This window comes from Alteromonas sp. KUL42, from assembly GCF_006538325.1.
Lineage (GTDB): Bacteria > Pseudomonadota > Gammaproteobacteria > Enterobacterales > Alteromonadaceae > Alteromonas.
Window position 1 is genome coordinate 49,438 of the sequence record NZ_BJKK01000013.1, and the last position, 11,969, is coordinate 61,406.

Here is an 11,969-nt window from a genome sequence, read left to right on the forward strand (position 1 = left end):
AGTTAATTATGAGTTTAAGCACAAACAGTGCTAATACCGCGCCATTGACCGCGTCGGAAAGTAAGCAAAAATACAACTTTAATAAGCTCCAAAAGCGCCTGCGCCGCAATGTTGGTAAAGCCATAGGCGATTTTGGGATGATCGAAAACAATGACAAAGTCATGGTGTGCTTGTCTGGCGGTAAAGACAGTTACACCATGCTTGATATTTTATTGTTTTTAAAAAAGATAGCCCCTATTCACTTTGATATCGTTGCTGTTAACTTAGACCAAAAACAGCCTGGTTTTCCAGAGCACATTTTGCCAGAGTACCTAGACAGCATTGGTGTCGATTATAAAATCGTCGAAGAAGATACCTACTCAATCGTAAAAGATAAAATCCCCGAAGGTAAAACCACGTGCTCTTTATGTTCACGCCTTCGTCGCGGGATTTTGTATCGTACAGCAAAAGAATTGGGTGCGACCAAAATTGCCCTTGGCCATCACAGAGACGATATGCTGGAAACCTTCTTTTTGAATATGTTTCACGGCGGTAAACTTAAATCGATGCCACCAAAACTGGTAAGTGACAACGGTGAACACATCGTCATTCGACCACTGGCTTACTGCACGGAAAAAGACATAGAAAAATACTCTCAGGCAGCTGAGTTCCCCATCATTCCTTGTAACCTTTGTGGTTCACAAGAGAACTTACAACGCCAAAACATTAAAGCCATGTTACAAGACTGGAACCGTCGATTTCCTGGTCGTATCGAGTCAATGTTTCGCGCGTTGCAAAACGTTGCACCATCACACCTTGTCGATAGTAATCTATATGATTTCAAATCAATTACCACCCATGATGGCCCAGTAGAAGACGGTGATATAGGGTTTGATCAACCTACCTTCTCAACTAATGTAGAAAACGCAATTGGTGCTGATGATACAATTGAAATAGTTAATATAATGGAACCCAAATAAATGAAGATAGGACTTGCGTTAGGTGCAGGAGCAGCGAGAGGCTGGACTCATATTGGTATTATTGAAGCGCTGGAAAAGCTTGGAATAAAAATTGATGTGGTTGCAGGTTGCTCCATTGGTGCATATGTTGGTGCTGCCTACGCAAGTGGAAAACTAGAAGGGTTAAAAGAGTGGGCTTGTTCATTAAGTGACTGGCAAGTACTTGCACTTATGGGTGTTGGATTACGCCGTGGCGGTATTGCCAGCGGTCAAAAGGTATTTGATAAACTGGCAAGCGAGTTTTGTGTGGAGCACTACGAAGACATGCTCAAGCCTTTTGCTTCTGTGGCTACCGATTTATATACCGGTCGTGAGGTCGTTTTCAATTCAGGCCCCATTGCAGATACTATTCAAGCTTCTTGCGCTATACCGGCGCTCTTCGCCCCTGTTGCTCATGGTGATAGATGGTTGGTGGATGGTGCTGTAGTTAACCCAGTTCCCGTTAATCTGTGTCGTCAATTAGGCGCCGACTTTGTTATTGCCGTCAACTTAAATGCCGATTTCAGACCGCTAAGATTAGAAAAACTTCGCCAAGATCACGAAGAAAATCAGCGTAAAACCGAAGACTTTTTCACGAAGAGCCAAAATGTGCTTCGCCAATGGTTTTCACCTGACAACAAGCAAGACGACGGTAAACAGGAAGAGAAAAAGTTAGAAGACAAAGACATTCAAAAAGAACAATCTTCGAGTACTGAAGATAATAACTCCGTTGCTTCCACACTTATTGAGACAGCCGAAGAACGAGTTACTGAAGTTCCCGCAAAGGTGAACAAGCGCAATCCGCCAGGCATTATGAGTGTGATGAGTAGTTCGCTTGAAATTCTACAGGCTCGCGTTACGCGTTCTAGATTGGCTGGTGATCCGCCAGATATTCTAATCGAGCCCCAGCTAACTGATGTGGGAATAATGGAATTTCACCGCGCTAAAGAATTGTGCGAGAAAGGTGAAGAAACTATCACCCGCCTCGCAGAACAAATACGCTATCAGTTATTAACTTGATGCAATAGCCGTGATACGCAATGGCGCTTTGGGAAGGGTAATGCCTTTAGAAGCGCTAATTGCATCTTGTTCAATTCGCAGAACACCATTAGTGATTTCATATCCCTGTGGAGTAATAAAGTCGAGCTCTTTATCATCGAAATGGATCATCAAGCCTGTAACCGTGGGCATTAAAAATGATAGGAAACTTCCCATTTCATTAAAGAAAGCTTCGTATTGTCCATACAAAAAATTAAGATCGTCCTTGCTGTAGTATTGCTTTAAATATTCGGATTTTGTTTCCAATTGTACTGACATATCACAGACATTAGCAGGCTCATCAAGCGCAATACTGACCAATGCATTGGCGAGTTTCAGCGCTTTTTCATTTGGCACAGCAAAACGTCCTTCGTCGCTAACGGTAAGAGGTAAGGTTTTTTTGTCTGTAACTATTGCAGCCTCTTTAATACCACACAGTCTACCCTCGCCTACGCGTATAAAACCAAATGCAAACTGAAGTGCTTGGGTATCTTCGTTATCAAGCTTCTTTACATGACTATAGAAGCGGCTGTATTCCACACCTATGGTTTCGGCGTAAGAAACTGCACTGGTAACAAGTAACGCCATAAATAAAGTGGCACGTATCATTCTGATAAAAACTCCTCGTTAAAACGGATCATATCTTGAAGCTCTTCAACATAAGCGGCTCCACGCTCTGAATAATTCATTAAACCTTCTGCCAACGCGACACCTGTAATTGGAATTTGATTAGCTCTTAGACGACTGCGTATTTCGCGTAAATCAGCATAGGCATCATGACGATTTAAGTTACGCATATAAGTATAAGTGGCGCGGGACAAACTATTAAATTTAGCCACTTCATGAGAAGCCCCATCATTGCGTTGACTGGGTACAAATCCACACCCTTTAGAAAAGCACCAAAGGCCAAAGAAATTATACCCCTGTCGAGCAAATCGACTGGTGCCCCATGCTGACTCATTGGCAGCCTGAACCAAAACCAGTTCTGCGGGTAGAATATCTATTTTTTGCAATAGTGCAAGTAAACGCCCCTGAAGTGATTTTGACTGTTTTACACGGTATTCTTCTTCTAACCAAGCAATGCGACTTAAGTCCTCTTCAGACAGTGACTCTTCAGCCAAAATCTTTCTATACAAGGTTTGAACGTAGTGACGTAGCGTCAGCAAATAAGCATTTTGCTTGTCAACTTCCGGTTTCAAATAAGCAAAAAAAGCAGCTTTCTTTTCTTTTACATCAGTATATTTAGAAAAATCAGGGACAGGCTTTTTAGCCTCTACAGTTTGAGGGACATCTAAAATGTCAGGCGCTTCTTCGGTAAAAATAATGGCATTAATAACAATAACGGCCAATACCGCTAATGTTATTAATACAATTTTTAACGTTTCGCGTTTATGCATCAAAACTCGACTCGTTTACACCGTTATTTAATGTTGAAACACCTTCACTGCTATCGCCTGCTAACTCTTGATAGAGCAACCCAGTAATACTAAAGTAAAACGGCAACACCCAGATAAGCGAGAAACCCAAAGTAAATGGTACGGTTATAAACAACAGAATAATAACCGCATAAATACTCACTAGTTGTTTCCAATAGGCGTTAAAAAGTCTGCATGAAAGTATAATAGCGCTAATAGGTGTTAGCTTTTTATCCGCGACAAGCATTAGCGAAAAAGTACTAGCCAGATAGAAATAAATACCTGGTATTAGCAGTAACATCATACCCAATTGAACAAGTATGCTATTGATAAGTTGCGTAAGCGCTAATAAAAAAATCAGTGGAAAATACTGAAAAGTCGAAAACACCGTTATTTTATGCCCTCTTGCTTGACTTACGCCCATCATATAAAGCCCAGAGAGCAGCGGTGCTACTACACAAATTGCTACTATTTCAATTATCGATTGATGTTCAAATGTATAGGTGCCATCGTCGTGAATGGTGATAAATGGCTGGACAATAATACCTAACACAACAAAGGTGAGAAAAAGTACAACACAGCCTTGCAATAATGAACCAAAATTCATTTTAGTAAGAGACGCGGCTTTTCTGAGCAATCCTTTAACATCAAATTGGTATTGTTTTGCAAGCGTCTGATTTATACGCCCAGTATTTACTTCTTTCACAAAACTCTCTTATTAATTCAATAAACCTTGAGGATTATATCAACTTACTTAAAAAACTTGCTGCGACACAGATGTAAACTATTGATTTGTTGACCTAACCAATAACTAGTTTTGCCGCGAGCCCAACTAAAAGTACTCCCATGGCTCTGTCTAACCAATATCCTTTTTTACCGATAAAATCTGCTACTTTACTAGTGCTTAACATATAAGATAGGAAGCAAAACCACAGACCCGTAGCAATGGCTAAGTAAATACCATACATCAGCTTTACCGTGAAGGGCGTTTCAATATTGATAATGGCGGTGAACAAAGACAAGAAAAACAACGTTGCCTTAGGGTTTAATCCATTTGTTAAAAAGCCCATCCAAAGTGCTTTTTTGGCTGATATTAATGGCTTCTTTTCGTTTTGGATAGTGGATTCTCCATCCTTAGGCGGTCCACTTCGTAGTGCTCCAAAAGCTAAAAACAGTAAATATGCTGCCGCCAAATAGCTAAAGGCTTGATACAACCATGGTGTAGTAGCAATGACCACACTCAAGCCAACTAACGAATAGGCTACGTGAAGCAATATGGCCAAACCAACGCCAATGCTTGTGTAAATAGCAATGCGTCGACCATAGGCCACACTGTTTCTGACAACCACCGCAAAGTCGGGGCCGGGACTCGCCACCGCAACAAGGTGTACCAAAGCGATAGTTAAAAATTCATTCATGTACTGCATGTAGTGCGCCTCCTAAAGCGCATAGTGAGAAATTAGCGAATCGACTAATTCAGGGATGACAACAGATGCAGCCCCCGTTAGTGACTCGTCGAACAACGCATTGGTTGCGCTGGGGGCTAGATTTGCTTCAATAGTATGAGCCCCCACTTCTTTAGCAACTTGTACAAAGCCGGCAGCAGGATAAACATTACCTGAAGTACCAATTGCTATAAAAATATCACATTGCGCAAGTGCATCGTAAATGGCATCCATGTGAATTGGCATTTCCCCAAACCACACAATATCGGGGCGTAATGTGGGGCGCGTACAACAAGGGCAACGGGTGGTGTGATCAAATGACGATGACCATGGAAAACACTTACCGGTTATTGCGCAGCGCGCAGATAACAACTCGCCATGCATATGAAAAACCGTTTTACTCCCCCCACGTTCATGCAAATTATCAACATTCTGAGTAACCAACATTAGGTTACCTTGAAAGGTTTCTTCTAGGCGAGCCAACGCGCTGTGTGCACTATTTGGCTTTACTGATTCCGCCTGCAGTTGGGCTCGTCTTGCATTGTAAAAGCGATAGACTAAACTGGGGTTGCGCTCAAATGCTTCAGGGGTGGCAACATCTTCTATGCGATGATCTTCCCACAAACCATCGTTATCTCTGAATGTTCTTATGCCTGACTCGGCTGAAATGCCAGCCCCCGTAAGTATTACAATACGAGGTAATTTATTCATTTTTTTCAATGCAATCACTCGTTTTAGTCAATAACTACAGGATATTGATTATTTGCCCCCCATTGTGACCAAGAACCATCGTAAACCGCCACGTCAGTTGCACCACACAGCAGTGCTGCATAGCCAATGATACAAGCAGTGATCCCTGAACCACAGGTACATATAATGGGTTTTGAGAGGTCTATATTTGCCTTATCAAACACGTCTTTTAATTCAGTAACAGGTAAAAAGTGGTTGTTCTTTAACAGTTCAGTAAATGGAATATTGAAAGCCCCGGGCATGTGCCCAGAACGCAAACCTTCTCTGGGCTCAGGAATTTCTCCGTGAAATCGAGGTTTGCTTCTGGCATCGATTATTTGAACATCACTATTTAATGACTCTACAACGGTGTTTGCATCAACAAACCAGTTCGATTGAGGATTTGCTTGGTATGTATTTTGACTTGCTTGGCTAGTCTCTGATACGGGCAGTCCTGCCGTCTTCCATGCGGGTTGACCACCGTCTAACAGGTAGGCTTCGTTATGTCCCACCGACTTTAGCATCCACCATACACGCGGTGCACTGTATATGCCGCGAGTGTCGTAGACGACAACCGGAGTATTTTGTGTGATCCCTTTTTTACCCAAATAGTCAGCAAAAGCAGTGGCTGATGGCATAGTATGGGGAAGTGCTATTGCATGATCACTTCCCTCTTTATCAAGATCTACATCAACCGAACTTGGTAACACAAACGCATCTCTAGCATCTGGCGCGCTTGTGACTGGGTCGTCCATAACGGCACGAACTAAGGTTATAGGCTTGTCTTGCATTAATGCAGCAAGTTCACCCACTTGCAACAACGACGACGTCATAATACTTACCTGTGTTAACTGCCTAGCTATTCGGGCTGAATGAAATTAAAAATGGGAACAAACAGCAATACTTACAGTACTGCTAATGCTGCCTCGTAATTCGGCTCTTCAGTGGTTTCTGCAACCTGTTCGGTATAAGTCACGTTACCATCACTGTTAATCACTACCACACTGCGTGACAGCAACCCAGTTAACGGTGCAGAAGTAAATGTTACACCATAATCACTGCCAAATGTTGAACGAAAGGTAGAGCCAGTAATGACATTCTCAATGCCTTCTGCACCACAAAAGCGGCCAGCAGCAAACGGCAAATCAGCAGACACACATATTACAATTGTGTTGTCTAAGTCAGCCGCTTTTTCATTAAACTTTCGTACTGATGTAGCGCAAGTACCTGTGTCAATAGATGGGAAAATATTAAGCACGACGTTTTTCCCTGCCAACGACGAAAGCGATACTTCGCTTAGGTCTGCTTTCACAAGCGCAAAATCTGGGGCCTTTTCACCAACTTTTGGTAATTCGCCAGTGGTAGAAACGGTATTTCCTTGAAATGTAACTGATGCCATGGATATTCTCCTTAGTTTTGACTTGTTGATAGTGGCTATAATTCCATAGTTTCGCAACTAAATGACTCAATTAATCGCACCACTGTTGCACTTATCTTTCATTCATCCTTCACTTGCTGTGAAGCAAACGCGAGTTTATGTTGTAAATGGGGCTTCCCTTTCAGATATTCTCGCCTAAAAATATTAAAATAATGTGCCAATGTTTGCGCCCCTTTCTGTTCATTGGCCAATTCCAGCACGCTAATACCCACTTCAGCCGTGCAATGTTGAAATGCATGGGTAGATTCACGCAACAAGTAGTCAGAGGCCACATCTTGCGTTACCCCGAGCACAGGTAAGTCTTTTAAATATGGGCTTTTTACAAACATTTTCTTTGCTTCACGCCATGTCCCATCAAGAAAAATAAACAACAATTTCTTATCCGTATCTAGTGGCGGTGTGGAAATACAACGGGATGGCTGGGCATATTCATGGGGGAATACAACGATAGGGAAATACGCATCATTTTTGAGCAAGGAAAGTAGCGCTGAGTCAGGCTCAGTTCTATTCCATAAAAACGCATGATTGTCTTTTACAACATCCGCAATAAGACGCCCTGTATTGGTTGGCTTGTAATACTCCCCCTTGTACATCAGGAATAAAACTGCGACGCTGGTTTGTGGTGTGGGGCAATAGCCGCATATACAATTGCGAGTAGGCAGTAAACACGCATCGCACCGTATAACCTTGCTGCCTCTTGCGTTAAATGGGCGCGCTGCCTTTGTAAGCTCTTCAGCACGAAGCGACATTACCGAATTCAAATTAATTAACTTTGTCACAAAAAATAAGGGCGAATCTAGCATAGTTTCAGGCCACACCCTAGCACAAGCCGGAACATTTTCTACAAATAATATCCTTACATATTCTCTAAGAAATTAATGATCATACAGGTATGATTTTGATATATTTTAATAAAATACCTACATGGAATAATAAAATTGAAAAAAGTTGTAAGCTTATTTGCATCTGTTTTAATCACTTCTCAGTGTTTACTGGCATATGCAGATGCACAACAAGGCGTATTTAAAGAAGGCGCGTCTCTCTTACCCTACCCACACGTAGAAGCCGGTGATCGCACGCCTTTTGATCTGTGGCTTTATCAAGGAAAAGGAGCTTCATCTTTCGGCTCGCCCACGCTTTCGATGTCCTGGGACGAGTGGGTCAAAAAAAATCAAACGCAAAAACCGCAGCTAATGAAGGACGTAGAATCTTACATGGCTAGCCGCTTTAATTTCAGCGGTGAAGTCATCGAGGGTGTCACCATGTCTGGTGGTCTAAAGCCAGTGATGAAAGGGCCTGTTGCAATTTTGCCAGAAGCGATAACAGAATTTGATGAGTATAATGCTCTTACCCCAAAGCAAATTAAAGAAAGAGACTTATTTCCCTACAAACCGCTTGCCCACCCAATTCAATCCACAGCGCATATGGTTTTCCCAGACTCTTGGATATCGCGTCACCCGGAACACAGTAGGATGGACGTAGATCATGATTTCCCTGATGCATACTTGCCAGAGTTCCCTGCACCGCTTTTCCTTACCACCCATTTAGAATTAGGTGATGTGACTAAGGGACAAGAGATCACTATAGATAACTACTATGACATCTTTAATGGTTTATTGACCCCAGAACAAATGGAAGGGTTAAAAGAGTTATTGAGACCAACACCGACGACCTGGTTTAATCATACGTCGCACCGCATTACGCTTAAACCTTCTAAAGGCGTAGCCTGTTTTGATTGTCACGTAAACGGGCACACTAATGGCGCGTTTGAGCTAGCACCTGACAGCCGCCCTAACCTTGCTAGACTGAGAACGGATACACCTACAATGCGGGGTAATTACAATTTAGCTCAATTGTCATCTAAGCGTTCAATTCGAAGTATGGACCACTTTGCAGAAATTGAAGAATACTTTGATGGCGACCCCGGCATGCAACAAGCAATTGGCGCTAGAGCAGCGAAAAAGGAAGTAACAAATAGAATGGGTGACTTCAACGCCATTATTGATTTTCCGCCTGCACCTAAACTCGATCCACTCATGCGTCTTTTACCAGATTTAGCAACACCTGGTGAGTTACGTGGAGAAGCCATATTTCATGGAAAAGGCCAGTGCGTAGCTTGTCATAGTGGCCCTGCTTTTGTTGACGACTATATGCACGATTTGAAAGTTGAGCGCTTTTATGTGGGAAGACCAGAAGGCCCAATAAAAACATTCCCCTTGCGCGGAATTAAAGATACGCCACCCTATCTGCACGACGGACGATTACCTACACTGCATGACACGGTTGAATTTTTTAATATCGTATTGCAGTTAAAACTAACCAAACAAGAAAAAGAAGATTTAGTTTCATACTTACTCGTCCTCTAAATTAATCTATATAGTGGTTTGCTAGAGCGTGACTTTAGCAAACCACGCAACTCGCTCATTGCCTGAAACTCACTTGAATGAACAATTTTGACAGCCAACACAAAAAAGTGAACAAAAATAAACAGGCTTTAGTATTCAAATACTAATAAATATTTGTGGATGAAAGCGCAAACATAGATATTTATTATACTTTTGTATATATTCAGATTCTATCAATAGCGTTAGTTGTTTAGATAGTTACTAAATTATTCAATACGCTGATGCTATTGCGTATATTCATTAGCGGCTCAAATTATGGCTATGTCATCTTTTTGAAGACATAATTGTGAAGGTAGTACGTTTTATTAGCTTTAACCTGTGTAGTACGACAAAACATGATTGAGACGCTAATTCAACATAAGCACCAGCTAAACGAAGGTAGCTTAAAAAATTGCAAAGTGTTAGTAGTAGATGATGACGAGATAAGTGCACAGATAATTACGCACATTATTTCTGACTTCGCTAACGCACAATATGTTTGCAATAGTGCTTCGGTTTTCACTAAGTGTTTAGAACTTCGCCCTGATCTCATCATTCTTGATGTGAATATGCCCATTAAAAGCGGCGTTGAACTGTGCAAAGAATTAAAGAGTTCGATAGAAACTGAAGACATTCCCGTCATGTTTGCTACGGCAAGCTTAGATCACGACACTCAAAAAGCATGCTGGGAAGCAGGTGGCGATGATTTTATTATCAAACCAATTCTTGCCATGACCCTTATGCATCGCGTCAAAAATATCTTGATGAATGAGATACGTATGACGGTGCTAAAAGATATTTCGTTTCGAGATTCACTAACGAGCTTATACAACAGACACTATTTATACTCTGAAGTAGTAAATTCGCTAAAAAGCGCAAAGAGAGACAATGAGTATTTCAGTATCATTGTTTTAGATCTCGACTATTTTAAGTCATACAATGATACATACGGGCACCTAGCAGGTGATGAATGCTTACGCGTTGTGGCCAATGCGTTGGCAAGAGTTATTCACCGCCCCCATGATACAGCCATTCGATTCGGTGGAGAAGAGTTTGTAATCGCGTTACCTAAAACAGACTCTAAGGGCTGTGAAAGCGTGGGTAAACGCATTTTAAAAACCATTGAAGCGTTATGTATCCCCCATGAACATAACCCTACAGGAGTGGTCACCGTAAGCGCTGGCTACATGACGATAAAACCAACAACCAGTACAACACTTGACGATATTATCAATCAAGCTGACCTTGCACTTTATGAAGCGAAAGAAGCCGGTAGAAATAGATTATGCGGGTTTTCAGATACATATCGCTAATTACCTTCTACTGTTAATTTAAACCTAACTTACTGAGATTAAGTAGGCCAAAAAGGTTCTGACACCTTGTTGTAAAGAAAAGCTCCCCCCCTACCGTGCTATTAAACTAATTGATTAAGTCCATTAATCAATCATCGACTAAACTTTCCCTTAATGACACTCTTCTTTCTTTTTAAGTGTACATTTTAACCGAAAAATGGAATAGCTATGAAAGTCATTAGCCTTGTGTTGATATTGTTTAGTTTTAGTGCTGTAGGCGAAATGCCTTGTTATTCAGCATTGAGATTTATTTCTGTTAATGAGGCACCTGCTAACTATGTAGATGAGCATGGTGAGTTCAGTGGTTTCACTACTGGTATAGTTAAACAGTTGCAAAACAAGCTAGATATCAATATTCCTCTTGAAGTCATGCCAGAAGCAAGGGCCATGATGACACTCAACAATAACGCGAATGTGGTGATGTTTAGTATCTCTCGTACTCTTCAGCGAGAAAGTAACTATCATTGGCTAGGACACGTTATCTCAAAGCGCTGGGTGCTCTACTCGCGCTACGACTCACAAGACGATGTTACCTCGTTACAACAAGTCATAGACACAAAGGTGATTGGCGTTATTCGCGGTGATATTAGAGAGAAATGGTTGAACGACAAACGCGCAAGCTATGTAATTAGTATTCCTAGTTATGAAAATGCCATTGAAATGCTAATGCGCGGCCGAATTGACTACCTTTTTTATGAATCGTTTGGTGTGTATTCAACATTAAAAAATCTTGGCTATACCAGTGATATGGTAAAAAGCCAGTTAGTGGTAACTGAGTCTGATGTGTACATTGCCATGTCTAAATCGTTGGGTTCTGATGACATGGCATTAGCACTGCAACAAGAACTAAAAGTACTGATGGCCTCTGATTGGTACAAAGCACACACAGAGAAATGGGTAAACAAATTAAATGCAGAAAAAGTTGCCGATGCGTGGTTCGCTAAGGGTGTTTTGCAGTATTGATATAAAAAAGGAAATGGTGCCCGGGGCCGGACTTGAACCGGCACGCTGTTACCAGCGAGGGATTTTAAATCATCATATAATTTATATTAAAATCAAAATCTTACATGTATTTTTCAAAATAAACAACACCTCTGAAAGCCTCATTACTACGTTAAAAATTGAGCGATATTATGAAGGTTTTTGAAGCTACTTCCATGTTAAACCTTGGTTTTCTAGCGCGCTTTTTTT

General features: G+C 41.5%; 13 protein-coding genes. 5 read left to right on the forward strand and 8 right to left on the reverse strand.

Annotated elements, in window-relative coordinates:
• Positions 1 to 8: 8 nt before the first annotated feature.
• Both ttcA and EYR97_RS15945 read left to right on the forward strand, forming a co-directional pair.
• On the forward strand, positions 9 to 959 hold the full coding sequence (ttcA, locus tag EYR97_RS15940; RefSeq protein WP_131094659.1) for a tRNA 2-thiocytidine(32) synthetase TtcA: 951 nt from the start codon (positions 9 to 11) through the stop codon (positions 957 to 959).
• Complete coding sequence (locus EYR97_RS15945; protein WP_131094660.1) at positions 960 to 1,997, forward strand: patatin-like phospholipase family protein; 1,038 nt, start codon at positions 960 to 962, stop codon at positions 1,995 to 1,997.
• Here the strand turns inward: EYR97_RS15945 and EYR97_RS15950 are convergent.
• The 8 genes from EYR97_RS15950 to EYR97_RS15985 all read right to left on the reverse strand — a co-directional run bounded on the left by EYR97_RS15950 (position 1,989) and on the right by EYR97_RS15985 (position 7,791).
• Positions 1,989 to 2,624: a DUF2987 domain-containing protein gene (locus tag EYR97_RS15950; protein ID WP_131094661.1), complete on the reverse strand. Its 636-nt coding sequence runs from the start codon at positions 2,622 to 2,624 to the stop codon at positions 1,989 to 1,991. The two genes, EYR97_RS15945 and EYR97_RS15950, sit on opposite strands and share 9 nt — an antisense overlap.
• Entirely contained in the window at positions 2,621 to 3,412 is a 792-nt protein-coding gene (locus tag EYR97_RS15955) for a glucosaminidase domain-containing protein (RefSeq protein ID WP_131094662.1), read from the reverse strand. Before EYR97_RS15955 ends, EYR97_RS15950 begins: the two co-directional genes overlap by 4 nt.
• A complete protein-coding gene (locus EYR97_RS15960) occupies positions 3,405 to 4,136 on the reverse strand; it encodes a stress protein (RefSeq protein WP_131094663.1) in 732 nt (243 codons plus the stop codon). The genes EYR97_RS15955 and EYR97_RS15960 overlap by 8 nt, the downstream gene beginning before the upstream one ends.
• 94 nt (positions 4,137 to 4,230) lie before the next feature.
• On the reverse strand, positions 4,231 to 4,857 hold the full coding sequence (locus tag EYR97_RS15965) for a LysE family translocator (protein WP_131094664.1): 627 nt from the start codon (positions 4,855 to 4,857) through the stop codon (positions 4,231 to 4,233).
• A 12-nt stretch (positions 4,858 to 4,869) separates the two neighbouring features.
• A complete protein-coding gene (cobB, locus tag EYR97_RS15970; protein WP_131094665.1) occupies positions 4,870 to 5,586 on the reverse strand; it encodes a Sir2 family NAD+-dependent deacetylase in 717 nt (238 codons plus the stop codon).
• 23 nt (positions 5,587 to 5,609) lie between these two features.
• Positions 5,610 to 6,437 (reverse strand): sulfurtransferase, encoded by an 828-nt coding sequence (locus EYR97_RS15975; protein ID WP_131094666.1) that lies wholly within the window; start codon positions 6,435 to 6,437, stop codon positions 5,610 to 5,612.
• A gap of 71 nt (positions 6,438 to 6,508) precedes the next feature.
• A complete protein-coding gene (tpx, locus tag EYR97_RS15980) occupies positions 6,509 to 7,003 on the reverse strand; it encodes a thiol peroxidase (protein WP_131094667.1) in 495 nt (164 codons plus the stop codon).
• A 98-nt stretch (positions 7,004 to 7,101) separates the two neighbouring features.
• A complete protein-coding gene (locus tag EYR97_RS15985; protein WP_131094668.1) occupies positions 7,102 to 7,791 on the reverse strand; it encodes a tRNA-uridine aminocarboxypropyltransferase in 690 nt (229 codons plus the stop codon).
• Between the two features lie 189 nt (positions 7,792 to 7,980).
• On the opposite strand from EYR97_RS15985, the gene EYR97_RS15990 reads away from it, so the two are divergent.
• From EYR97_RS15990 to EYR97_RS16000, 3 genes are all read left to right on the forward strand, one after another.
• Positions 7,981 to 9,408: a cytochrome C gene (locus EYR97_RS15990; protein ID WP_181409153.1), complete on the forward strand. Its 1,428-nt coding sequence runs from the start codon at positions 7,981 to 7,983 to the stop codon at positions 9,406 to 9,408.
• A 374-nt stretch (positions 9,409 to 9,782) separates the two neighbouring features.
• On the forward strand, positions 9,783 to 10,739 hold the full coding sequence (locus tag EYR97_RS15995) for a diguanylate cyclase domain-containing protein (protein ID WP_131094669.1): 957 nt from the start codon (positions 9,783 to 9,785) through the stop codon (positions 10,737 to 10,739).
• 207 nt (positions 10,740 to 10,946) lie between these two features.
• A complete protein-coding gene (locus tag EYR97_RS16000; RefSeq protein WP_131094670.1) occupies positions 10,947 to 11,741 on the forward strand; it encodes an ABC transporter substrate-binding protein in 795 nt (264 codons plus the stop codon).
• The last annotated feature ends 228 nt before the right edge of the window (positions 11,742 to 11,969 follow it).